Raw genomic sequence first — 23,696 nt, forward strand, 5'->3', positions numbered from 1 at the left:
GTTAAAGGGGGCGCGCCGAAGGCGCGGGGATTAGGCAGGCCAAGCCCCAGCAGGTTTTCGCGCCGCGAAAACCTGGCTGCCAGGGCGCAGCCCTGGCAGCGGGTGGCAGTTCTTTTAGAACTGGCCACCAAAAGTGAACTGCAGCCGCTCGATCTCGTCGTTGTCTTCCTTCTTCAGCGGAATCGCATAGCTGATCGAGATCGGGCCGACCGGTGCGCGCCACAGCAACGCGATACCGGTCGAAGCGCGGAGTTCGTTGGACTTGAAGTTGTCCACGCCGTTGAACACGTTGCCGACGTCCACGAATGCCGAAATGCGCGCCGACGGGCTGTCGAACAGCTTCGGGAAGTACATTTCCGCCGAACCCACGGTCTTGAACGAACCGCCCAGCGGCTGGCCGCGGCGGTACGAGGTGGTGGCCTCCGAGCGCGGGCCGAGGGTGTTGTCCTCGAAGCCGCGGACCGAGTTGGTGCCGCCGGCGTAGAAGTTCTCGTAGAACGGCAGGCCAGAGGCGGTGACGCGGCGGATCAGGTTGGAACCGTCGCAGGCCTGCGGGTTATAGACCGTGGTGCCTTGCGCATCGCTGGTGTAGGTGCCGCAGATATCGCGCGACACGTCGCTGCCGTAGCTGTCGCCGTAGCCGAACTCGGCGCGCGTATTGAGCACCAGCGCTGGCGAGATCGGCCAGTACTTGGAGATCTGGTAGTTGAGCTTCCAGTACTCCACGGTCGAGCCGGGCAGGGTGGCTTCCAGGCCCACGCGCTGATACATGCCGGCGGTCGGCATGAAGTAGTCGTTACGGGTGTCGCGCGCCCAGCCCAGTTCGCTGCGCCAGGCGTGGAAGGTCTTGGTCCCCATCGCGTCGATGTAGTTGATGATCGCCTGCGGGGTGAAGCCGGGGTAGGTGGTGATCTGGTTGCTGTCGACGCCGAACATCAGCGAGACGCTGTCGGTCTCGGTGATCGGCACGCCGAAGATCACCTGCGCCGCGCCGTTGGTGCTGTTGTATTGCGCGGTGCCGAAGTCGGAGTAGTCCAGCTTGCGCCACGACAGGTTGTAGCCCAGCGACACGCCGTCGTCGGTGAAGAACGGATTGGTGTAGGAGAACGCGTAGCGCTCCTGGTAGCTGCTGCGCGAGGCGTCGACCGCGACCCGGTTGCCGCCGCCGAGGAAGTTGTTCTGTGACAGCTGCACCGAGGTGGTGACGCCGTAGGTCTGCGAGTAGCCCAGGCCGAAGGTGAAGCTGCCCGAGGTGGTCTCCTTGACGTTGTAGACCACGTCGACCTGGTCGTTGCTGCCCGGCACCGGCGGCGTTTCCACGTCGACCGACTCGAAGTAGCCCAGGCGCTGCAGACGGACCTTGGAACGGTCGATCGCCGCCTGCGAGTACCAGGTGTCCTCGAACTGGCGCATTTCGCGGCGCAGCACTTCGTCGGAGGTGCGGGTGTTGCCGCGGAACACGATGCGCCGCACCGACACGCGCGGGCCCGGCGTCACCTGCAGGTTCACCGCCACCGTGCGCTTCTCGCGGTCGGTGGTGGGGATCGGGGTGACCTTGGCGAAGGCGTAGCCGATGTTGCTCAGGGTGTTGGTGATCGCGTCGGAGCTGTACTCCAGCAGCGCGCGCGAGAAGGTGTCGCCCGGCTTGGGAATCACCAGCTTCTCGATCTCTTCCTGCGGCAGGATGGTGTCGCCGGTGACCTTGATGTCGGAGATCTTGTACTGCTCGCCTTCGGTGATGCCGGCGGTCAGGTACATGTCGCGCTTGTCGGGGCTGATCGCGACCTGGGTGGAGTCGACGCTGAAGTCGACGTAGCCGCGGTCCAGATACCAGGAGTTGAGCTTTTCCAGGTCGCCGGACAGCTTTTCCTTGGAGTACTGGTCGTCGCGGCGGTACCAGGAGAGCCAGTTGTGCTCGCGCGACTCCCAGTTCTCCATGATGTCCTTGTTGAGGAACTTCTCGGTGCCGATCAGGTTGACGTGGCGGATCTTGGCCGCCTTGCCTTCCTTGATCGCGATGGCCACGTCGACGCGGTTGCGGTCCAGCGGGCTCACCGTCGTGGTGATCTCGACGTTGTACTTGCCGCGGTTGTTGTACTGGCGGGTCAGCTCCTGGGTCACCCGGTCCAGGCTCAGCCGGTCGAAGGTGCCGCCTTCGCTGAGGCCGATGTCCGACAGGCCCTTGAGCAGTTCCTCGCTCTTGATGTCCTTGTTGCCGGTGACGGTCAGCTTGTTGATCGCCGGACGTTCCTTGACCGTGACCACCAGGATGTTGCCCTGGCGATCGACGCGCACGTCCTCGAAGAAGCCGGTGCGGTACAGCGCACGGATCGCCTCGGCGACCTTGGCCTCGTCGACGGTGTCGCCGCGTTCCACCGGCAGGTAGGTGAAGACGGTGCCGGACGAAATGCGTTGCAGCCCGTCGACGCGGATGTCGCTGGCGGTGAAGGGCTCCGCTACCTGGGCCAGGGCCGGCAGGCTGAGGCTGGCGGCGAGGGCGAGGGCTAGCAGGCGGCGAGTGGGAAATCTCGTCATGTCACGTCCGGTAGAGGTCGATATCGTTGTTGCATGGGCGCCGGCGCAAGACGACAGCGGGTCGAGTGAATCGGCGCAGGTCATCGCACTGCCTGGCTGAAAAGGTCGTTGTAGAACGCCAACCCCATCAGTCCTGCCAGCAACGTCAGGCCCACGAACTGCCCTGCCGCCATGGCGCGCTCGCTCAGCGGGCTGCCCTTGACCAACTCGATAAGGTAATACAGCAAGTGCCCGCCGTCCAAGATCGGGATCGGCAGCAGGTTCATGATCGCCAGGCTCAGCGACAGCAGCGCCAGGAAATTCAGGAACCCGTCCAGGCCCTGCTTGGCCGAGCCGTTGGCGACCTTGGCGATGGTGATGGGGCCGGACACGTTCTTCAGCGAGGCCTCGCCGGTCAGCATGCGGCGCAGGATGCCGAGGGTGTCGCCGGCCAGTTGGCCGGTTTCACGGAAGGCGACCGGGATCGCCGCCAGCGGGCCGTAGCGCAGGGTGGCGTCGTAGGCGGGGCGGCGCTGCTCGCCGATGGCCACGCCCAGCTTCCAGGTCGGCGCGCCGGGGCCGGCGGCCTGCTTGAGATGGACCTCCAGGGCCAGCCGCTCGCCGTTGCGCTCGACCTCGATCAGGCCGTTGCCGCCGTCGCGGCCCAGGGCCTGCACCTGGGGCGCGACCTGGTCGGCGCTGGTGATCGGGGTGCCGTCCACCGCCAGCACGCGGTCGCCCGGGCGCAACACGCCGTCGGCTGCCGAGCCGGGGGTGACGTTGGCGATGACCGCCGGCTGCAGGGTGAAGCGCCAGGTCAGGCCGGCCAGGGCCGGCACCTGCTGCTCGTCGAAGCCGACCGGCAGCTGCGACAGGCGCAGGGTATGCGTGCGGCTGACGCCGTCCTGCGCGTCCTCGGTCTCCACCCGCACGTCCTCGCGGTCCATGGCGGCGACGGTCAACTGCATGGCCGCCTCGCTCCAGGTGGCGACGTCGCGGTCGCCGACGCGGACGATGCGCTCGCCGGGCTGGAACCCGGCCTGCTGCGCCAGGCCCTCGGCGCGGCCGACGATGGGCGCGTAGTCCTGCTTGCCGATCACGAACATCGCCCACAGCAGGGCCACGCACAGGATCAGGTTGGCGATGGGGCCGGCGGCGACGATGGCGATGCGCTGCCACACGCTCTTGTTGTTGAAGGCCTGCGCGCGCTCGGCCGGGTCCACCTCGCCCTCGCGCTCGTCGAGCATCTTCACGTAGCCGCCGAGCGGGATCGCGGCGATCGCGAATTCGGTGCCATGGCGGTCGTAGCGCGACCACAGCGGCTTGCCGAAGCCCACCGAGAAGCGCAACACCTTGACCCCGCAGCGGCGGGCGACCCAGAAATGGCCGAACTCGTGGAAGGTCACCAGGATGCCCAGGCTGACCAGCATCCACCAGACGGAGCCAATGACATTACCCATGCGCGTGGCTCATGGCGGCGTGGGCGTCAAGCATGGGCGAAGTGGCGGGCAATGGCGAGTTCGGTGATCTTGCGCGAGTGCGCATCCGCCGCCAGCAATGCGTCCAGGGAATCGGCCGCGACCACGGGCAGCTCGGTCAGGGCGTTCTCGACCAGCGCAGGAATCGCTAGGAAACCGATCCGGCCCTGAAGAAAGGCTGAAACGGCCACTTCGTTGGCTGCATTCAGGATCGCCGGGGCGCTGCCGCCGGCCTGCATTGCGCGCCAGGCCAGGGCCAGGCAGGGGAAGGCGTCCAGGTCCGGCGCCTCGAAGTCCAGCCGCCCCTGCGCCAGCAGGTCCAGCCCGGCGACCCCGGAGGCGATGCGGTCCGGCCAGCCCAGGCCCACCGCCAGGGTGGTGCGCATGTCCGGCAGGCCCATCTGCGCCAGGGTCGAACCGTCGATGAATTCGACCAGCGAATGCACCAGGCTCTGCGGGTGCACCAGCACCTCGATGCGCTCGGGCGCCAGCGCGAACAGGTGGTGGGCCTCGATCACTTCCAGGCCCTTGTTCATCAACGTCGCCGAATCGACCGAGATCTTCGGCCCCATCGACCACTTCGGGTGCGCCACCGCCTGCGCCGGGGTCACCGTCTGCAGACGGGCGCGGTCCCAGCCGCGGAAAGGGCCGCCGGAGGCGGTCAGCAGCACCCGCCGCACCTCGGCGCCGGGCTGGCGCGAGCGCAGGCACTGGAAGATGGCGTTGTGCTCGCTGTCGATCGGGATGATCTCGGCGCCGGCCGCGGCCGCCGCGGCGGTGACCAGTTCGCCGGCCAGCACCAGCGCTTCCTTGTTGGCCAGCAGCAGGCGCTTGCCGGCGCGGGCGGCGGCAAGCGTCGAGGCCAGGCCGGCGGCGCCGACGATGGCGGCGACCACGCTGTCGCAGGCGTCGCTGGCCACCAGCTGGTCCAGCGCGGCGTCGCCGGCATGCGCCTGGGTCGACAGTCCGGCCGCGCGCAGGCCGTCGCGCAGCGCCGGGTACAGGGCCGGGTCGGCGATCACCGCATGGGCGGGGCGGTGCGTGGCGCACAGCGCCAGCAGCGCCTCGACGTTGCGTCCGGCCGCCAGCACGCCGGCGCGCAGGCGCTGCGGATGGCGCGCGATCACGTCCAGCGCCGAGGCGCCGATCGAGCCGGTGGCGCCGAGCACGGCGATGGTGCGGACCGTGGCGGCCTTGCTGCGTTGCGTGTTCACTGGCTTCAGAACCCGAAGATGTCCTTGCCCAGCGCGAAGATCGGCAGCGCCGCCAGCACGCCGTCGATCCGGTCCAGCACGCCGCCATGGCCGGGAATCACGTTGCCCGAGTCCTTGGCGCCGACGTGGCGCTTGAGCAGGCTCTCGAACAGGTCGCCGACCACCGAGGCCAGCACGCTGACCGCGGCCACGATCAGCAGCCCGGGCAGGTGCGGCAGGGTCACCCCGGCCAGCCAGCCGAAGCCGGCGGCCACGGCCAGGCCGGCCAGCAGCCCGCCGACCAGGCCTTCCACGGTCTTGTTGGGGCTGATCCGCGGCGCTAGCTTGTGCTTGCCGAACTGGCGGCCGGCGAAATAGGCGCCGGAATCGGCGGCCCACACCGTGGCCAGGGCGGTCAGCAGCCAGCGGTGGCCGTTCGGCTCGCTGGCGTGGATCAGGCCCAGCGCGGCCCAGGCCGGGACGATCGCCAGGGTGCCGGCGGCGAGCTTGAACACCCGCGCGTAGGTGGCATGGTCGGAGCCGAAACGGTAGAAGCCCAGCCACAGCAGGGCCACGCACCACCAGCCGACGCCGATCAGGGTGGTGAGCTGGAACAGCACCAGCGAGCCGGCCGAGGCCCACACCAGCAGCACCATCAGCAGCAGGTTGAGCATCAGCAGGATGGTGCGCGGCAGGGTGTCGTCGACCTCGGCCAGCTTCAGCCATTCCCACAGGCCGATCAGGAAGATCAACGCGGCCAGCGCGACCAGCCACTGGGTCGGCAGCAGCAGGATGGCGCAGATGGCCAGCGGGGCCATGATCAGCGCGGCGATGACGCGGGTACGGGTCATGCGGAAACGTTCTCCGTCGCCGCTTCGGCGACCTGCGCGCTGGTGAGGCCGAAACGCCGCTCGCGGCGGGCGTAGTCGTCCAGGGCTTGTTGCAGCACCTCGGGGCCGAACTCGGGCCAGAGGGTCTCGGTGAACCACAGTTCGGTGTAGGCCAGCTGCCACAGCAGGAAGTTGCTGATGCGCAGGTCGCCGCCGGTGCGGATGAACAGGTCCGGCGGCGGCAGGTCGGCCAGCGCCATGCGCGCCGACAGCGCGTCCTCGTCGATCTGCTCCGGGCGCAGGCGCCCGGCGGCGACGTCCTCGGCCAGCGCGCGCGCGGCCAGGGCGATGTCCTGGCGCCCGCCGTAGCTGGCGGCGATCGACAGGTGCAGGGCCTGGTTGTCGCGGGTGCGGGCCTCGGCCTGGGCCATGCGCTCGCACAGCGATGGCGCGAAGCGCGAGCGGTCGCCGATGAAGCGCACGCGCACGCCACGCCGCTGTAGCTCGTCGACCTCGCGGTCGAGCGCGTGCAGGAACAGCTTCATCAGCGCGTCCACTTCCTCCTGCGGGCGCCCCCAGTTCTCGCTGGAAAAGGCGAACAGGGTCAGCGCGGCGATGCCGCGCTCCAGGCAGAAGTCGATGGTGCGGTTGACCGCGCGGGCGCCGGCGCGGTGGCCGATCACGCGCGGCCGGCGGCGGCGCTGCGCCCAGCGGCCGTTGCCATCCATGATGATGGCCAGGTGGCGGGGCAGGGACATGGGGACGGGGTCGGAAGGCATGGCCGCGAGGCGCAGGCTCAGACCGCCATCAGTTCCTGTTCCTTGCCCTTGACCACTTCGTCCACGTCCTTGATCGCCTTGTCGGTCAGCTTCTGGATGTCGTCCTCGCTGGCGCGGGCCTCGTCCTCGGTGACCTTCTTGTCCTTCAGCAGATCCTTGACCTGCTGGTTGGCGTCGCGGCGGATGTTGCGGATCGCGACCTTGGTGTCCTCGCCTTCGCCGTGCACGACCTTGGACAGCTCGCGGCGGCGCTCCTCGGTGAGCGCGGGCAGGTTGAGGCGGATGGTGGTGCCGGCGGTGTTCGGGGTCAGGCCCAGGTCCGAGGCCAGGATCGCCTTCTCCACCGCGCCGACCATCTGCTTTTCCCACGGGGTGATGGTCAGCGAGCGGGCGTCGGCGACGGCGACGCTGGCGACCTGGCTCAGCGGCATGTCCGACCCGTAGTAGTTGACCCTCAGGTGCTCGACCAGCGCGGTCGACGCGCGCCCGGTGCGCACCTTGATGAGCGTATGACGCAGCGCGTCGATGCTCTTGGCCATGCGGGTCTGTGCGTCTTGCTTGATTTCGTTGAGCATCGCCGGTGTCCGTGCTGAATCTGAATCGGACGATTATAGCCTGCTGGGAGTGGGGAATCGGGAATGGGGAACGGCAAAGGCGGATCCCGGCGCGCCTAACTGAACGCGAATGTCGCGAGAATCGGGGCTGGCGCCAATGCTGCAGCGCGCAACGCTGTTGCGATTTCCCACTCCCGATTCCCCACTCCCGGCGTTTCAGCCCCGGCCTTTCACCAGGGTGCCGATCTCGGCGCCGCGCAGGATCTTCAGCAGTTCGCCGGGCTGGCCCATGTTGAAGATGCGCAGCGGCAGGTCGCTGTCGCGGGCCAGGGCGAAGGCGGCGGTGTCCATCACTTCCAGGTTGCGGGCGATGACCTCGTCGTAGGTCAGGCTGTCGAAGCGCACCGCGTCGGCGTGCTTCTTCGGGTCCTTGTCGTAGACGCCGTCGACCTTGGTCGCCTTCAGCAGCAGGTCGGCGCCGATCTCGATCGCGCGCAGCGCGGCGCCGGAGTCGGTGGTGAAGAAGGGGTTGCCGGTGCCGGCGGCGAAGATCGCGATGCGGCCCTTTTCCAGGTGGCGGATCGCGCGGCGACGGATGAAGTCCTCGCACACGTCGTTGATCTTGATCGCGCTCATCACCCGCACCTTGGCGCCGAGCTTTTCCAGCGCGTCCTGCATCGCCAGCGCGTTGATCACGGTGGCGAGCATGCCCATGTGGTCGCCGGTGACCCGGTCCATGCCGCCGGCGGCCAGGCCGGCGCCGCGGAAGATGTTGCCGCCGCCGATCACCAGGGCCACTTCCGCGCCGGCCTGCTGCGCTTCGATCACCTCATGGGCGAGGCGGTTGATGATCTTGGGGTCGATGCCGTAGTCCCCGTCCCCCATCAGCGCTTCGCCGGAAAGTTTCAACAGGATGCGGCGATAGGCGAGCTGGGACATGGCGACCTCGTTGGGGGGTGACGGGCAAACCACGCGATTTTAGCCGATGCGCGCCAGCGCGTCTGCGCCGCCGCTGGCGCCTCAGCGTTGCGGATCGCCGCACGACCGCGCGGTGACGCGGTTGCGGCCGCCGTGCTTGGCGCTGTACAGCATGTCGTCGGCCGCCTGCAGCAGTTCCTGCGCGCTGTTGAAGCGCTCGCGGCCGCCCTGGGTGGCCACGCCGGCGGAGAAGCTGATGTGCAGCGGCCCCTGCTTGGTCTCGGCCATCGGTCGCTGCGCGATCTCGGTGAGGATGCGCCGCATCACCCCGAGCGCGGCGTCCTCGCCGGTATTGGGCAGCAGCACCAGGAATTCCTCGCCGCCGAAGCGCGCCACGGTGTCGCTGTTGCGCAGCAGCGGCAGCAGAGTCTGCGCGAACGCGCGCAGCACCTGGTCGCCGACCAGGTGGCCGTGGGCGTCGTTGATCTTCTTGAAGTCGTCCAGGTCGATGAAGGCCACCGACAGCGGCCAGTCGTGGCGGTTGGCCAGTTCGAACTGCTGCGTGAGCAGGGTGTCCAGCTGGTGCCGGTTGAACACGCCGGTGAGGGCGTCGCGGCTGGCCTGTTCGGCCAGGCGCCGCGCGCGCTGCTCGTATTCGTCGGCGCGCTGGCGCACGCGGTTGGCCTCCTGCACCTCGCGCAGGTTGCGCAGCACCATCAACTCGCGGGCGTGGCTGATGATCGCGTCGACCCGCTCCGGCTGCGCGATGCGCACGTCGAAGATCGGGCTGACCGCCGGCAGCGCCTCGGCGATGTGGCTCACCACCTCGTCGAAGCGGCGGCTGTCCAGCTGCAGCTCGCGAAAGGCGCGCTGCATGGCGTAGGTGCGCGCGGCTTCGGGGTCGTCGCCGAGCCAGATGTCGGCGATGGGGCCGGACAGCTGCACGCAGATGTCGAAGGGCTCGGTCGCGGGGCCGCTGTTGCCACTGCTGCCGATGCTGCGTTGCAGGTAGGCGGGCAGCTTCCATTTCTGCGCCAGCCAGGCGCCGACCTCGGCGCGGTCGGCGCCCAGGTGCTCGCGCTCCAGCGCGCTCAGCCGCTGCGGATCGCCGGCGGCCTCGTGCAGCAGGGCGGCGTAGCGGTCGTGGCAGACGTGCAGCAGGGCCAGCGCGCCCATGTCCTGCAGCAGGCCGGCCAGCATCAGTTCCTCGTGCTTGCGCAGCCCGGCGGCCTGGCCGAGCAGGCGGCTGGCCAGCGCCGCCAGCACGCTGCGCCGCCACAGCCGTTCCTGCGGCTCGCCGTTGCCGCCGCGCAGGCTCTGCACCATCGAGAAGCCCAGCGCCAGGCTCAGCGCGGCGTTCAGGCCGAGCATGGTCAGGGCCTGGCCGAGGTTGTCGACGCGGCGTCGGCTGGCGTACAGCGGGGAGTTGGCGATGCGCAGCATGCGCGCGCTCAGCGCCATGTCCATGGCGATGGCGTCGGCGGTAGCGGCCAGGTCCACGTCCGCATCCTGCGCCAGTTCGATGATGCGCAAGGCGACGCCGGGCGGCGAGGGCAGGTCGCGGGAATGACTCAGGATCGCTTCGAGTTCAGGATGCATGCACGTCCGATGCAGTGTGGTGAGGGCGGGCAGCGGCCTGTCCCAGCCCGCGCAGCGTACACCCGCAAAAAAAAAGCCGCGACAATGCGCGGCTCTTTTCTTCCCGGGTGCGGGATCAGGCCAGGCCGGCCTGCTTCATCACTTCGGCGGCGTAGTCTTCCACCACCTTCTCGATGCCTTCGCCCACCGCCAGGCGCTGGAAGCCGACCACGTCGGCGCCGGCGGCCTTCACCGCCTGCTCCACACTCTGGTCGGTGTTCAGCACGTACGGCTGGCCGTACAGGGTGACTTCGTTGACGATCTTGGCGATCTTGCCGCTGATGATCTTCTCGAGGATGTCGGCCGGCTTGGCCTTGTCCTTCTCCGACATCTTGGCCAGCTCGATTTCCTTTTCCTTGGCCACGAACTCGGCCGGCACGTCGGACGCCTTGACGTGCGGCGGGTTCATCGCCGCGACGTGCATGGCGATGCCGCGGGCCAGGTCGGCGTCGCCGCCCTTGACCTCGACCAGCACGCCGATGCGGCCGCCGTGCACGTAGGCGGCGACGTTGTTGGCGCTGTCGATGCGCACCAGGCGGCGCACCTGCACGTTCTCGCCGACCTTGGCGATGACCGCGGCGCGGGCTGCCTCGACGGTCTCGCCGCTGGGCAGCTTGGCGCTCTTCAGCGCTTCGACGTCGGCGGCGCCGGAGGCCAGGGCGGCCTGGACGACGGCGTCGGTGAAGGCCAGGAAGTTGTTGTCCTTGGCGACGAAGTCGGTCTCGGAGTTGATTTCGACCAGGACCGCCTTGCCGCCGTCCTGGGCCATCGCGATGCGGCCTTCGGCGGCGACGCGGTCGGCCTTCTTGTCGGCCTTGGCCAGGCCCGACTTGCGCAGCCACTCGGCGGCGTTGTCGATGTTGCCAGCGTTCTCGGTGAGTGCCTTCTTGCACTCCATCATGCCGGCGCCGGTGCGCTCGCGCAGTTCCTTGACCAGGGAAGCAGTGATTTCCACGGGATGTCCTCACGAAAGGTGGGAAAAGGCCGGCTTGCGGCCGGCCGGTAAATCTGGAAAGCGGGCGCCGCAGGCGGCGCTCGCGAAGCCGGGCGCGTCGAACGCGCCGGGTGGCGGCTGCGCATGATCGCGCAGCCGCATGGCGCGCCGGTTACTCGGCGGCGGGAGCGGTCTCTTCGGCCTTCTTGCCGTTCTTGCGCGGGCCGCGGCCCTTGTCGTCGCCGCCCTCGGCGAACTCTTCCTCGCGCACGCTGGCGGCGTTCGGCGCAGCGGCCTTGCCTTCCAGCACGGCGTCGGCGGCGGCACGGGCGTACAGCTGCACGGCGCGGATGGCGTCGTCGTTGCCCGGGATGGCGTAGTCGACCAGGTCCGGGTTGTAGTTGGTGTCGACCACCGCGATCACCGGGATGCCGAGCTTCTTGGCTTCCTTGATGGCGATGTCTTCATGGCCGATGTCGATGACGAACAGCGCGTCCGGCAGGCGGTTCATTTCCTTGATGCCGCCCAGCGAGGCTTCCAGCTTGTCGCGCTCGCGGCGCAGGGTCAGCACTTCGTGCTTGACCAGCTTGTCGAAGGTGCCGTCGGTCTCGGCCGCTTCCAGCTCCTTCAGGCGCGCCACCGACTGCTTGACGGTGCGGAAGTTGGTCAGCGTGCCGCCCAGCCAGCGCTGGGTCATGAACGGCTGGCCGCAACGCTCGGCTTCTTCCTTCACCGCGTCGCGGGCGCTGCGCTTGGTGCCCAGGAACAGGATGGTGCCGCGCTTCTGCGCGACGCTGGAGATGAAGTTCATCGCGTCGTTGAACAGCGGAACCGTCTTCTCGAGGTTGATGATGTGGATCTTGCCGCGCGCGCCGAAGATGTACGGCGCCATCTTGGGGTTCCAGTAGCGGGTCTGGTGGCCGAAGTGGACGCCGGCTTCCAGCATCTGACGCATGGTGACCTGGGGCATTGCAGTGACTCCTGATGGGGAACCGGCCGTGCGCGGGCAGGAATGGGTGAAGCGCGCGCATGACGGTGCGGCCTTGCGGGTCCGCACGACGATTCCGGGGTTGGGCCTCCCTGCCGCCTCCGTGGCCGAACTCCTTGCGGAGCACCCCGGCACGGGCGATGGCGGCAGGTGTGAATTCGCCGGTGCGTCCGGCGTGGACGGTCCATCGGCCGATGACAGGCACGACGAAGCCGCGCACTATACCTGGCGGAGGTCGGTGGCGCAATGCGCCGGGCGGTTCACTCGGTCGGTAGCGGCTGCAGCGGGGCCTGGTCGTCGAGCCTGGCCGCGAAGCGGCCGCCCGGCGCGGCCGCGCCGGGCGGCAGCGGCCAGCGCTTGTAGGCGCCGGCCAGGACGTAGCCGGCGAGGCTGGGGAACAGGGGCAGGGTGCGGCCGTCGGCGCCGATGAAGCTCAGGTCGCTGAGCCGGGCGTGGACGCTGCCGCGGTTGTGCACCACCAGTTCCGGCCCATGCGCGCCGGCGAGCAGGTGGGCGCTGAGGCGCGGCGCGGCCGCGGGGTCGTTGGGGGGCAGGAACACCGGCGTGGAATAGCGCAGCAGCAGGGGCGCGGCTTGCGCGGCGGGCATGGGCGCGGCCGGGTCGGGCGGGGTGGCGCGTTCCTCCAGCACCAGGCGGTAGGCGCGCTCGGTGGCGGCGGCGGGAGCCAGGCGCACCAGCCGCAGCAGTTGCCGCCCCTGTGCGGGGATGGCGATCGATTGCGGGCTGGGCCGGACCTCGTCGGTGCTCTCCAGTACTTCCATTCCGTCGGTCTGCTGCCAGCGGTACACCTGGACCTGCGCCTGCCAGGGGCGATCCTGGGTGTTGCTCAGCCAGATCTCGGTGCTGGTTTCGCCGGGCGCCAGTTGCACCAGGGTCGGGCTGATCCGCACCCCGGCCGCGGCGGCGCTGCCGGCCAGCGCCAGCAGCAGCGTCGGCAGCAGGCGCCTGCGCATGCCGCGGGCGCGGCCCACTAGAACGCGACCGTGGCGTAGCGCGCCGGCGCGCGGGGCGTGGCGGCGGCCGCGGGCAGGCTCAACGCCAATGCGGTGCCGGCGTCGGGCGCGGGCGTGCCGTCGACGCTGACCTGGTAGGTGAGCGGGCGGTTGCAGGCGACCGTCGGCAGCCCCCCGGGCTGCGCGCGGGCCGGGACGCCGACCTCGCAACTGCGTTCGATGCGGATGCCGATCCGCAGCATGGCGCCGCCGTTGCCGACGCCCGGCTGCGCCGCCGCGTCGACGCCGGCCACGCACAGGCTCGCCAGCAGCAGCGGTCGCAGGAACGGCACGGTCATCAAGCGGGACTCCGAGGCGGACACCGCAGATAGCGGCCCGCGCCGCGGCAACTTGATCGGCGCGACGGCGCCGTTCAGACCTCAGTAGGTGACGGTGACCTTGACCACGTCGCTGTAGCTGCCCGGTGCAGGCGTCTGCCGGGCCGGGACCTGACCGTACAGGGTCAGCGACTGTGCGCTGCCGGTCCCGGTGCCGGTCTGGGTATCGCTGTTCAGGGTGCTGCCCCAGCGCTGGGTACGCGCGGCGTCGCGGTACAGCTCGTAGGTCAGGTACTGGCCGCTGGCGCTGCGCATGCGGCGCACGTTGCCGCTGGCGTTCTGGCCGTTGTCCAGGCTCACCTGCCAGGCGGTGCGGTAGCGGCAGTTCATGCTGAGCACGGTGGTGTAGTTCAGCGCCTTGTCGATCAGGCCCGACTGGGTGCCGAAATCCAGGTCGGCGATGCTGGCGATGGTGCAGGTCGGCGCGGCGCTGGCGCTGACCACGAACGGGAACTGCACCGAGGTCCCGCCGCCCTTGCCGCCGGTGGTGCAGGAGGCGGGTACCGCCGCGGGGTTGCCCACCAGCGGCTCGTCGTAGCGGTACTGCAGGTTGGTGGACACGCCGCTGAAGCTGTTCTGGTACAGCCCGGTGGCGATGCCGCTCTGCAACGGCACCCGCGCATAGACGGTGTAGGTGGCGGTGCCGCTGCCGCCGGTCAGCAGCGACGAGTAGGTCAGATCTACCTGCAGCGGCGTGGAGCCGCTCAGGGCGCTGCCCCAGATCAGGCTGCGCGCGCTGTCGCGGTAGAGCTGGAAGCCGAGGCTGTCGTTGAGCGGGTTGAGCATGCGCCGCGGGGTGATGCCGAAGCCGCCGCCCTGCAGGCCCTCGCCGATGTTCAGGCACATGCGCACGTAGATCGTGCCCAGTACGCTGATCGCGCCGGTCTGGCAGGTCACCACGATCTGCGCGGTGGCGTCGGTGGCGGCGGTGTCGGAAAGGGTGCCGAAGCTCACCGCCGTAGCCTGCGCGGCGCAGGTGGTGGTGGCCGCGGCGCGCTGCGGCAGCAGCGCCGCGGCCGCCAGGAGCAGCGCCGTCAGCGCCATCGGCCAGGCGCGCGCGCTCATGGCGCCGTCTCCGGCGCGCAGCGCAGCGGGCCTAGCCGGGTCGGCGGCGCCTGTGCCGGGCGCTCGATCCGGAACCGGCAACGGCGCCCTTGCATCTCCACCTCCAGGTCGTTGCGGCCGGGCTGAAGCCCTTCCACATAGGCCTGGCCATCGTAGCCGACCACCGTGTCGACGCCCGCTCCATGCACCCGGCTGCCGACCGGCAGCGGCGCGTCGGCGGCATCGTGCAGTCGCACCAGCACGCCGTCGCTGCGGCGGATCGGGAACGCCACCACCACGCCGGCGCGGTCGCGCGGCACCACGATCTGGTCGACCTGCTCCGGCCGCAGCTCCGGCGGCAGGTGCATCGGATCGATCGACAGGCGGTTGTGCTGCCAGGCCAGCAGCGGCGTGACCAGCAGGAAGCCGCGCGCATCGGTGCGGCCGATCGGCCGGTTCTCCAGCAGCACCGGCACGTCGGCGATGCCGCCGGTGGAGACCAGGGCGAAGGCCTGGTCGAGGTCGCGGCCACGGAACCAGCCGCCGCCGATCCAGGCCAGGCCGCCCGAGGCTTCGGCATAGCCGTAGCGTTGGCCGCCGGCGCTGGCGATGCCGCCGGCGTAGCGGGCGCTGGCGCCGCGCCAGCTGGCTTCGGCCAGGCCGCCGCCGCCGTCCTGGCCGCCGCGCGCCTGCAGCCGCCAGCCGCTGCCGCCGTCGGCGGCGGCCGCTTGGCTGAGGTCGGCCGTCGCGCCGGTGCGCGTGCCGATGCGCTGCACGGCGACGCCGGCCTGGCGGCGGCCGTCCAGCGCGATCGACCAGCCCAGGTACACGCTGCGGTCGCGGGCCTGGTCCAGGTTCTGGTTGATGCTCAGGTTCAACGACGACTGCCGCGGCAGGGTGCGGGTCCAGAACAGGCCGGCGTAGCGCTGCTCGCCGCTGTCGGGGTAGGCCAGGCGCACATAGCTCAAGGCGATGTTGCCGACGCCGTCCCAGGTGCTGCCGAACAGGGCGCGCTCGCTGATCCGCGGCGGCGCGGCGCCGTAGCGCGCGGCCACGTCGCGGTAGCCGGATTGCGCGCGCTGGGTATCCATCGCCAGGTTGAAGCGGCCGTTGTTCCAGCGGTAGCTGAGCGCGTACTGCAGGCCTTGCCGGCCGGCCGCGCTGCCGTGCGCCAGCGAAGCGCCGAACACGCCGGCGCGCGGCAGCAGCCACTGCCCGCCGGCACCGGCGTTGCGGACGCCGGCGCCGGCCTCGGCATGCGCCTCGGCGGTGAAGCGCGGGCTGACGCCGCGCCGCCAGCTGGCGCTGCCGACGGTATCCCCGGCATAGGCGAAGTCGGCGACGCCATAGTCCTCGCGGACCCGGCCCAGCGCCAGCGACCAGTCGGTCAGGCCGCTGGCCAGCAGATCCTGGGTCGCATAGAACGGAAAGGCCAGCGAACGCGTCCGGCCGTACGCGTCGGTGATCACCACCTGGGCGTTGCCGGCGCCGTCCACGCCCGGTGCGGCGGACAGCTGGAACGGCCCGGCCGGCAGCTGCGCGCCGTACTGGCGGATGCCGTTGACGTACAGGTCCACGCTGGACGGCACCGCCACCTCGCCGAGGAATTCCGGCAGCGGGGCGAGCGCGCGGTACGGCTGCAGCCCGAAGTCGCTGCCCACCCGGACTCCGCCCAGGCGCAGGGTGCGGCTCCAACTGGTGCCGCTGCTGAAGGTATCGCCCAGCACCACGCTGGTCATGCGCTCGGGCAGCGACCATTGCCATTGCGTGTCCAGGCGGATCGCCTGGGCGCGCCAGTCGCGCTGCGGTTCGCGGTACAGCCGGCCGACGAAGGACTGCCGCAGCAGGCCGTCGCCCAGGCCGAACACGCGCAGTTCGCCGCTGGCGGTGAGATTGCTGGCGCCGCCCTGGCGGCTGGCGTACAGGTCGTAGTCGAGCAGGGCGCCGGGGGAACTGGTCGCCGGCAGCGACGGTTCATCGCCGCGGGCGTCGATGCGGGTGGTGGCGACGTCGAGCAGCGCCACCGGTGCGTCGATGGTCAACTGCTGCAGGCTGGCGTCGTAGCGCAAGCGCACGCCGTCCAGGTCGCTCAGGGCGATCGCCGCAGTGGCGTCGCCGCCGTCCACGCGCAGACCGAGCTGGCGCAGGGTCGCGGCGCTGGCGCGCAGTTGCTCGCCAGCGCGCTCGAATTGGAACAGGCCGGGCTGCCGGGTCTGGTTCACGGTGACCTCCAGGTACAGGGTCTCCTGCGCCGGTGCAGCCGCCTGCGGCTGGGTCGGGGCCTGCGGCTGGGCGATGGCGAGCGCGGCGGGGCCGGCCCACAGTGCCAGCAGCAGTTCAAGGCGCCGCGGTGTCCACGACCAGCGACTGCGCACGCGGCTCGCCATTGATCCTTGCCTCGAACGTGCCAGGGGTTTGCGCCAGTTCCGCCGGCAGCGGCCAGCGCTTGCGCTGGCCCGGCAGCACGTAGCCGGCCAGGCCCTCGGCGATGGCGCGGCGGCGGCCGTCGCCGGCGACGAAGTGCAGGTCCACCAGTTGCGCGTGGCCGTTGCCCTGGTTGCGCACTTCCAGCGCCGCGCCGGATCCGTCGTGGACGCGCCGCGCGCGCAGCGCCGGTGCGGTGGCCACGGCCGGCTGCAGGAACACCGGCACCGAGTAGCGCAGCACGAACTGCAGCCCGGCGCTGGCGTTGCCGCCGGCGTCCTGGCTGGGCAGTTCGTCGACCAGGATGCGATAGGCGTCCTCGCCTGCGCCGGGCGCGGCGTTCAGGCGGATCACTCGCACCAGTTGCCGCGCGTGCGGCGCCAGCTCCAGCATCGGCGGGCTGAGCGCGATGCGGTCGCTGGGGTCGAGCACATCCTCGCCATCGCGCTGCTGCCAGCGGAACGCGCGCACCTGCGCACGCAGCGGCACGTCGCCGCTGTTGCTGAGCCAGAGGCCTTGGGCGGTCTCCTCGGCGCGCAGCGACACCGAGGTCGGCGCCACCTGCAGGCTAGCGCCCAGGGCGGCGCCGGCTGCCGCCAGCCACAGTGCGGCAATCGCCGGCAGGCGCAGGAAGGAATGCGGGCGCGGACACATGCAAGCGGCTCCGGTTACCAGGTGACGGTGGCGGTGACCACGTCGCTGTACGAACCCGCAGGGTAGTTGGTGCTGGCGACCTGGCCGTAGACGGTGATCGGCTGCACTGCACCATTGCCGGTGCCGGCCTGGGTGTCGGTGCCGATGGTCGAGCCCCAGTTCTGGGTGCGCGCGGCATTGCGGTACAGCGCGTAGGGCACGCGCGCGGTATTGCCGGCGTCGGCGCTGCCCATGGTGCGCGTGGTCACCGTGGCGCCGGAACCGGAGCCGGCGTTGAGCGCGATGTTGTACGGGGTGCCGGAGGTGCAGCGCACGTTCAAGGTGCCGGTGCTGTTGATCGCGCTCTGGTTGGAATTGACGCTGCCGAAATCGACGTCGGTGGGCGCGGTCTGGATGTCGCAGACGCTGGTGATCTGGATCTTGACGTTGAAGGTGCGCGAGTCGGACTGGGCCCAGGCCAGGCCGGTCCCGGCGGCGAACAGCACGAGGAAGGCGAGAACGCGGTGGAAGAGGTACATGGCAGGGTTTCTTCGGAAATGGCGGACGACCGCCGGTGCCACTGCCAATGCAAAATGCTAGCCAATTCACACTTTTATGGATCGTCATCCAGTTTTCACATGAGACGGCGACCGCAGGACGCCACGTTCAGTGCGATGAAGGTGGCGACGGCCTGGCCGACGCGCCAAAAAGCCGCCAACGCGCCCGGCGCGTTCAGCCAGCGCCGGGATGAGCGATAATGACGGCTATGACCGTCAATCTGAAAACTCCGCAGGACATCGAGAAGATGCGCGTGGCCGGCCGCCTGGCCGCCGAGGTACTGGACCTGATCGGCCCGTACGTGAAGCCCGGCGTCACCACCGCCGAGCTGGACCGCATCTGCCACGACCACATCGTCAAGGTGCAGCAGGCGGTGCCGGCCAACGTCGGCTACCGCGGCTATCCGAAGACCGTGTGCACGTCGGTGAACAACGTCATCTGCCACGGCATTCCCAGCGACAGCAAGGTCCTGAAGGACGGCGACATCGTCAACATCGACGTGACCGTGATCAAGGACGGCTGGCATGGCGACACCAGCCGCATGTACTGCGTGGGCACCCCCTCGGTGATGGCGCGGCGCCTGATCGAGGCCACCTACGAGGCGATGTGGCGCGGCATCCGTGCGGTGAAGCCCGGCGCCACGCTCGGCGACGTCGGCCATGCGATCCAGCAGTACGCCGAGAGCGAGCGCTTCAGCGTGGTGCGCGAGTACTGCGGCCATGGCATCGGCAAGGTCTACCACGACGAACCGCAGGTGCTGCACTACGGCCGGCCGGGCGATGGCCTGGTGCTGCAGCCGGGCATGACATTCACCATCGAGCCCATGATCAACGAGGGCACGCGCTACACCCGGGTCCTGCCGGACGGCTGGACCGTGGTGACCAAGGACCGCAAGCTCTCGGCGCAATGGGAGCACATGGTCGCCGTCACCGACGATGGGGTGGAGGTGCTGACCCTGTCGCCCGGCGGCCTCGGCGAACCGTGAGCCTGCTGCCGGCCGGTGCCGATGCCGGCATGCCCGACGCCGGCGTCGACGACGCCGGCTGGGCGGCGGCGGTCCGGCAACTGCTGGCGCAGACCGATGCGCGGCTGAGCAAGCGCTTCGACCAGGGCGACGACATCGACCGCCTGCTGGCGCTGCGCGCGCGCGCGCTGGACCAACTGATCCGCCACGCCTGGAGCCGTTGCGTGCCGCGCGAGGCCGGGTTGGCCCTGTTCGCGGTCGGCGGCTATGGCCGCGGCGAATTGTTCCCGCGTTCGGACATCGACCTGCTGGTGTTCGGCGAACTCGATCCCGCGCACGAACCGGCGCTGGCGCGGCTGTTCCCGCTGCTGTGGGATGCCGGCGTGCCGGTCAGCCACGCGGTGCGCTCGGCCGCGCAGTGCACCGCCGCCTGCGCCGACCAGACCGTGCTGACCGCGCTGATCGAGGCGCGCCCGCTGCAGGCCGACGCCGCCGCCAAGGCGGCGCTGGCGGCGGCCATCGCGCCGCAGCGGGTGTGGCCGCCGCGCGCATTCTTCATGGCCAAGCGCGAGGAACTGCAGGCCCGCCACCAGCGCTTCGGCGACACCGCCGACAACCTGGAGCCGGACATCAAGGACGGCCCCGGCGGTTTGCGCGACCTGCACACGCTGGGCTGGATGGCGCTGCGCGCATTCGGCGTGCGCGATCTGGAGCCGCTGATCGGGCTGGGCCACGTCGGCGGCGACGAGGCCGCCGCGCTGCGCCGCGAGCGCCGCGAACTGGCGCGCTTGCGCTACGGGCTGCACCTGGTCGCCAATCGCCCGGAAGAGCGGCTGCGCTTCGACTACCAGAAGACCCTGGCGCAGCGCCTGGGCTTCTCCGACGACCCCGAGAGCCTCGGGGTCGAGAAGATGATGCAGCGCTTCTACCGCAGCGCGGCGATCGTGCGCCGACTCAGCGACCGCCTGCTGCAGCGCTTCGAGGAACAGTTCGACGGCGAGGCGCAGCCACAGCCGCTGGATGGCGGCTTCTCGCTGCGCCGCGGCTACCTGGCCGCCGACGCCGAGCGCTGGCCGCAGGCCGACCCGGTGCAGGTGTTCGCGCTGTTCGCCACCTGGGCCGCGCACGGCGAGATCCGCGGCCTGCACTCGCTGACTGCGCGCGCGCTGGCCGAGGCGCTGCCGCAGCTGCCGGACTACGCCAGCGCCAGCGCCACCGCGCGCGAGCGCTTCCTGGGCCTGCTGCGCGGCCCGCGCGCGGTGCAGACGTTGACCCGGATGGCGCGGCTGGGCGTGCTCGGGCAGTGGATCCCGGCGTTCGCGCAGGTGTCCGGGCGCATGCAGTTCGACCTGTTCCATGTGTACACGGTCGACCAGCACACGCTGATGGTGCTGAAGAACATGGCGGTGTTCGCCAAGGCGCGCGCCGACGAGCGCTTCTCCATCGCCCATGAAGTCTGGCCGCGGCTGCGCAAGCCGGAACTGCTGCTGCTGGCCGGCCTGTTCCACGACATCGCCAAGGGCCGCGGCGGCGACCATTCAGAGCTGGGGGCGGTGGATGCGCGCGCGTTCTGCGCCGCGCATGCGCTCAGCGCCGCCGATACCGACCTGGTCGCCTGGCTGGTCGAGCAGCACCTGCGCATGTCGGTGACCGCGCAGAAGCAGGACATCGCCGATCCGGAGGTGATCCACCGCTTCGCCAGCCTGGCCGGCGACCGCGAGCGCCTGGATTACCTGTATCTGCTGACCTGCGCCGACATCGCCGGCACCAGCCCCAAGCTGTGGAACGCGTGGAAGGACCGGCTGCTGGCCGACCTGTATTTCGCCGCGCGGCGCGCCCTGCGCGAAGGCCTGGAGCATCCGCTGCCGGTGGCCGAGCGCCTGCAGGAGGCGCGCGAGGCCACCCGCGCGCTGATGCGCATCCAGGGCCACGACGACGTCACCATCGACCGCCAGTTCGCCGGCATGCCGGACGAGAGCTTCCTGCGCTTCCGCCCCGAGCAACTGGCCTGGCAGGCGACGTCGCTGATGGAGGTGGAACTGGGCGGCACCCTGGTCAAGGTGCGCCCGGTCACCCCCGACGATGCGGCGCTGGAAGTGTTCGTGTACTCGCCGGACCGCGACGGCCTGTTCGCCGCGATCGTGATGACCCTGGACCGGCTCGGCTACGGCATCCACCGCGCACGCGTGCTCGATGCGCCGCACGAGGCGATCTTCGACACCTTCGAGGTCATGCCCGCCGATGCCTTCGCCAGCGGCGACCTGGCGCAACTGCAGGCGGCGCTGCGCGAGGCGCTGGCCGGCGACCTGGCGCGGCTGCGTCCGGCGCGGCGGGTGGTGCCGCGGCAGTTGCGGCATTTCCGCTTCGCCCCGCGCATCGAGTTCCGCGAAAGCCTCGATGGCCGCCGGACCCGGCTCAGCCTGGTCGCGCCGGACCGCCCCGGGCTGCTGTCGGACGTGGCCCAGGTGCTGCGCCGGCAGCATTTGCGCGTGCACGATGCGCGCATCGCCACCTTCGGCGAGCGCGCCGAGGACCAGTTCCACATCACCGACGAGCACAACCTGCCGTTGCCCGACGCCGCCCGCCAGGCGCTGCAGGCCGCGCTGCAGGCCTGCCTGGACCCCGATTCCCCGCCTGGAGACCCCCGCTGATGGCCACCAAGAAGCCCGCCGCCAAGAAGACCGCCACCAAGACGCCGGCCAAGCCCGCCGCCGCCAAGCGCGCGGCGCCGACCGCGGCGGCCAAGCCGGCCGCCAAGCCCGCGCCGAAGCCGCCGCGCGCCAAGCCGGTTGCCGTGCCCAGCGCCGACGAACTGAAGTTCACCATCGACAGCGCCTTCGAGCGCCGCGCCACCCTGACCCTGGACGAGATCGAGGGATCGACCCGGCCGGTGGTCAACCGCGTCATCGATGGCCTGGAGCGCGGCGAGTTCCGCGTCGCCGAGCCGGACGGGCACGGCGGCTGGAAGGTCAACGAGTGGCTGAAGAAGGCGGTGCTGCTGTACTTCCGGGTCAACGAGATGGCCGTGGTGGAAGCGCAGCCGGCGCCGTTCTGGGACAAGGTGGAAGCGCGCTTCGCCGGCTACCACGAGGCCGAGTTCCGCAAGGCCGGGGTGCGCGTGGTGCCGGGGGCGGTCGCGCGTCGCGGCAGCTATTTCGGCAAGGACGTGGTGCTGATGCCGAGCTTCACCAACATCGGCGCGTACGTCGGCGAGGGCACCATGGTCGATACCTGGGCCACGGTCGGTTCCTGCGCGCAGATCGGCAAGCACTGTCACCTGTCCGGCGGCGCCGGCATCGGCGGCGTGCTCGAGCCGCTGCAGGCCAGCCCCACCATCATCGAAGACCACTGCTTCATCGGCGCGCGCTCGGAGGTGGTGGAGGGCGTGGTGGTTGGCCACCACAGCGTGATCGGCATGGGCGTGTTTCTGGGTCAGAGCACGCGCATCTACAACCGCGCCACCGGCGAGATCTCCTACGGCTACGTGCCGCCGTACAGCGTGGTGGTGTCCGGGCAGTTGCCGTCCAAGGACGGCTCGCACTCGCTGTACTGCGCGGTGATCGTCAAGCAGGTCGACGCCAAGACCCGCAGCAAGACCAGCGTCAACGATCTGCTGCGCGGGCTGGCCGACTGAGCATGGCGAGACCGGGCCAGGCCCGGTCTCGCGCTGGCACGCCGCTCCCCGTCGACGTCGTGGTCGGCCGGAGCGGCAAGCACGCGGCAGCTTCCGTCTGTCGCCGGCATGCAGCCTTTTGCGAATCCCGTACCGCCGTCTTGTCTGCGGGCGGGCAGGACAGCCCATGGTGGTGGTCGCGCGGGCGCGAGGCGGTCGCCTGGTCCGCGCAGATTCGCAATCTCGCGCCGGTGGCAGGGCGCATACCCGACGTACATCGGTGGCCGGATACGCTGCCACACACGGGTTCAGGCGCTGCCTCGGCGGTGCGTATCGGACCCGACGATGCCCGGCGCAGACCGTCGTCGGGGGTTGCCGCTGCGCCGACAGGAGACACCGATGCGAAAGATCACATGGGCTTTCTGGATGACGGCAGCGTTGGCGCTGTCCGGATGCGGCCGTGAGGGCGCGCCGGCGCCGGCGGCGCTCAAGGATGCCGACACGCACGCGGCGGCGGCCGCTGCGCCGGCCTCCGCGTCGACGGTGCCAGCGGCGTCCGCACCACCGCAGGCAGCGACCGCGACGGCGGATGCGAGCGCGGCAAGCGAGCCGCTGTCCTGCGCCGCCGAGATCGGCGCCGACGCCGCGGCGGCGCGCGTGGCCACCTGCCGCGCGGTGTCGCCGGCCACCCATCCGCCCTGCAATGCCGCCAACAGCTGCGCCATGATCGACAACGAGATCGCCCGCAGCTGCGCGCTGCTCGGCCGCGACGCGGCGGCCGCCGCCGGTTGCGGCCCGGCCGCCGACAGCCCGCAGGCGGCGGCCGCGGTGGTGCGGCGCTACTACGCGGCGATCAATGCGCGCGACTACGCCACGGCCTGGCAGCAGTGGGGCGAGGACGGGCGCCCGGGGCAGTCCTACGCTGCGTTCAAGGCCGGCTTCGCCCGGACCCGCGCGGTGCAGGTGACGATCGGCGCGCTGGGCGCCGGCGAAGGTGCCGCCGGCTCGGTGTACCAGCCCGTGCCGGTCACCGTGGAGGCGACGCTGGCCGACGGCACGCGGCAACGCTTCCGCGGCGACGACGTCCTGCGCCGCGTCAACGGCGTGGACGGCGCCGCGGCCGCGCAGTTGCGCTGGCGGATCGACTCGGCGCAGCTCAAGGAAATGCCGGCGCAATGAGGAGCGGTCCGGCCGATCGCGGTGTCCTGCTGCGCAGGGGACCCGACGGCGCGCGCGCCGGGTAAGATCACGCGCGCCACGCTGCCACGCGGCGTGCCGACCCT

General features: G+C 70.5%; 21 protein-coding genes. 4 read left to right on the forward strand and 17 right to left on the reverse strand.

What is annotated here, in order from left to right; translation table 11 throughout:
• Positions 1-114 precede the first annotated feature (114 nt).
• From bamA to NKJ47_RS08115, 16 genes are all read right to left on the reverse strand, one after another.
• Positions 115-2,535: an outer membrane protein assembly factor BamA gene (gene bamA / locus NKJ47_RS08040; protein ID WP_254460952.1), complete on the reverse strand. Its 2,421-nt coding sequence runs from the start codon at positions 2,533-2,535 to the stop codon at positions 115-117.
• Positions 2,536-2,615: 80 nt separating this feature from the next.
• Positions 2,616-3,974: an RIP metalloprotease RseP gene (rseP, locus tag NKJ47_RS08045; RefSeq protein WP_254460953.1), complete on the reverse strand. Its 1,359-nt coding sequence runs from the start codon at positions 3,972-3,974 to the stop codon at positions 2,616-2,618.
• A gap of 26 nt (positions 3,975-4,000) precedes the next feature.
• On the reverse strand, positions 4,001-5,206 hold the full coding sequence (locus tag NKJ47_RS08050; protein WP_254460954.1) for a 1-deoxy-D-xylulose-5-phosphate reductoisomerase: 1,206 nt from the start codon (positions 5,204-5,206) through the stop codon (positions 4,001-4,003).
• Between the two features lie 5 nt (positions 5,207-5,211).
• On the reverse strand, positions 5,212-6,036 hold the full coding sequence (locus NKJ47_RS08055; RefSeq protein ID WP_254460955.1) for a phosphatidate cytidylyltransferase: 825 nt from the start codon (positions 6,034-6,036) through the stop codon (positions 5,212-5,214).
• On the reverse strand, positions 6,033-6,773 hold the full coding sequence (gene uppS, locus NKJ47_RS08060) for a polyprenyl diphosphate synthase (RefSeq protein WP_254460956.1): 741 nt from the start codon (positions 6,771-6,773) through the stop codon (positions 6,033-6,035). Before uppS ends, NKJ47_RS08055 begins: the two co-directional genes overlap by 4 nt.
• Before the next feature lie 38 nt (positions 6,774-6,811).
• Positions 6,812-7,369, reverse strand: a complete 558-nt coding sequence (gene frr, locus NKJ47_RS08065; RefSeq protein ID WP_254460957.1) for a ribosome recycling factor — start codon at positions 7,367-7,369, stop codon at positions 6,812-6,814.
• Positions 7,370-7,564: 195 nt separating this feature from the next.
• Positions 7,565-8,287 carry a UMP kinase gene (gene pyrH, locus NKJ47_RS08070; protein ID WP_160970848.1) on the reverse strand — a complete coding sequence of 241 codons (723 nt, stop codon included), beginning with the start codon at positions 8,285-8,287 and terminating at the stop codon, positions 7,565-7,567.
• 81 nt (positions 8,288-8,368) lie between these two features.
• On the reverse strand, positions 8,369-9,865 hold the full coding sequence (locus NKJ47_RS08075; RefSeq protein WP_254460958.1) for a GGDEF domain-containing protein: 1,497 nt from the start codon (positions 9,863-9,865) through the stop codon (positions 8,369-8,371).
• Positions 9,866-9,980: 115 nt separating this feature from the next.
• Entirely contained in the window at positions 9,981-10,859 is an 879-nt protein-coding gene (gene tsf, locus NKJ47_RS08080; protein WP_254460959.1) for a translation elongation factor Ts, read from the reverse strand.
• Between the two features lie 151 nt (positions 10,860-11,010).
• Complete coding sequence (gene rpsB / locus NKJ47_RS08085) at positions 11,011-11,808, reverse strand: 30S ribosomal protein S2 (protein WP_017908839.1); 798 nt, start codon at positions 11,806-11,808, stop codon at positions 11,011-11,013.
• Between the two features lie 278 nt (positions 11,809-12,086).
• Positions 12,087-12,800, reverse strand: a complete 714-nt coding sequence (locus NKJ47_RS08090; protein ID WP_254460960.1) for a fimbrial biogenesis chaperone — start codon at positions 12,798-12,800, stop codon at positions 12,087-12,089.
• 17 nt (positions 12,801-12,817) lie between these two features.
• Positions 12,818-13,138, reverse strand: a complete 321-nt coding sequence (locus tag NKJ47_RS08095) for a hypothetical protein (RefSeq protein ID WP_254460961.1) — start codon at positions 13,136-13,138, stop codon at positions 12,818-12,820.
• 81 nt (positions 13,139-13,219) lie between these two features.
• Positions 13,220-14,242, reverse strand: a complete 1,023-nt coding sequence (locus tag NKJ47_RS08100) for a Csu type fimbrial protein (RefSeq protein ID WP_254460962.1) — start codon at positions 14,240-14,242, stop codon at positions 13,220-13,222.
• Complete coding sequence (locus NKJ47_RS08105) at positions 14,239-16,596, reverse strand: fimbria/pilus outer membrane usher protein (protein ID WP_254460963.1); 2,358 nt, start codon at positions 16,594-16,596, stop codon at positions 14,239-14,241. The genes NKJ47_RS08100 and NKJ47_RS08105 overlap by 4 nt, the downstream gene beginning before the upstream one ends.
• Positions 16,559-17,299, reverse strand: a complete 741-nt coding sequence (locus NKJ47_RS08110; protein ID WP_254460964.1) for a fimbrial biogenesis chaperone — start codon at positions 17,297-17,299, stop codon at positions 16,559-16,561. The genes NKJ47_RS08105 and NKJ47_RS08110 overlap by 38 nt, the downstream gene beginning before the upstream one ends.
• Before the next feature lie 14 nt (positions 17,300-17,313).
• Positions 17,314-17,817 (reverse strand): Csu type fimbrial protein, encoded by a 504-nt coding sequence (locus NKJ47_RS08115; protein WP_254460965.1) that lies wholly within the window; start codon positions 17,815-17,817, stop codon positions 17,314-17,316.
• 227 nt (positions 17,818-18,044) lie between these two features.
• On the opposite strand from NKJ47_RS08115, the gene map reads away from it, so the two are divergent.
• From map to dapD, 3 genes are read left to right on the forward strand one after another with little or no spacing between them, the layout of a single operon-like run.
• On the forward strand, positions 18,045-18,821 hold the full coding sequence (map, locus tag NKJ47_RS08120; protein ID WP_429002528.1) for a type I methionyl aminopeptidase: 777 nt from the start codon (positions 18,045-18,047) through the stop codon (positions 18,819-18,821).
• 29 nt (positions 18,822-18,850) lie between these two features.
• The gene (locus NKJ47_RS08125; RefSeq protein WP_254461376.1) at positions 18,851-21,451 is read left to right on the forward strand and encodes a [protein-PII] uridylyltransferase; all 2,601 of its coding nucleotides are present in this window, start codon (positions 18,851-18,853) and stop codon (positions 21,449-21,451) included.
• Positions 21,451-22,434 carry a 2,3,4,5-tetrahydropyridine-2,6-dicarboxylate N-succinyltransferase gene (dapD, locus tag NKJ47_RS08130; protein ID WP_254460967.1) on the forward strand — a complete coding sequence of 328 codons (984 nt, stop codon included), beginning with the start codon at positions 21,451-21,453 and terminating at the stop codon, positions 22,432-22,434. The genes NKJ47_RS08125 and dapD overlap by 1 nt, the downstream gene beginning before the upstream one ends.
• A 287-nt stretch (positions 22,435-22,721) precedes the next feature.
• Here dapD and NKJ47_RS08135 read toward each other — a convergent pair whose 3' ends face one another.
• Complete coding sequence (locus NKJ47_RS08135; protein ID WP_254460968.1) at positions 22,722-23,138, reverse strand: hypothetical protein; 417 nt, start codon at positions 23,136-23,138, stop codon at positions 22,722-22,724.
• Here NKJ47_RS08135 and NKJ47_RS08140 point away from each other — a divergent pair.
• Positions 23,137-23,592, forward strand: a complete 456-nt coding sequence (locus NKJ47_RS08140; protein ID WP_254460969.1) for a hypothetical protein — start codon at positions 23,137-23,139, stop codon at positions 23,590-23,592. The two genes, NKJ47_RS08135 and NKJ47_RS08140, sit on opposite strands and share 2 nt — an antisense overlap.
• Positions 23,593-23,696: the final 104 nt, after the last annotated feature.

Origin of the sequence: Xanthomonas sacchari (genome assembly GCF_024266585.1) — a bacterium.
GTDB lineage: Bacteria > Pseudomonadota > Gammaproteobacteria > Xanthomonadales > Xanthomonadaceae > Xanthomonas_A > Xanthomonas_A sacchari_C.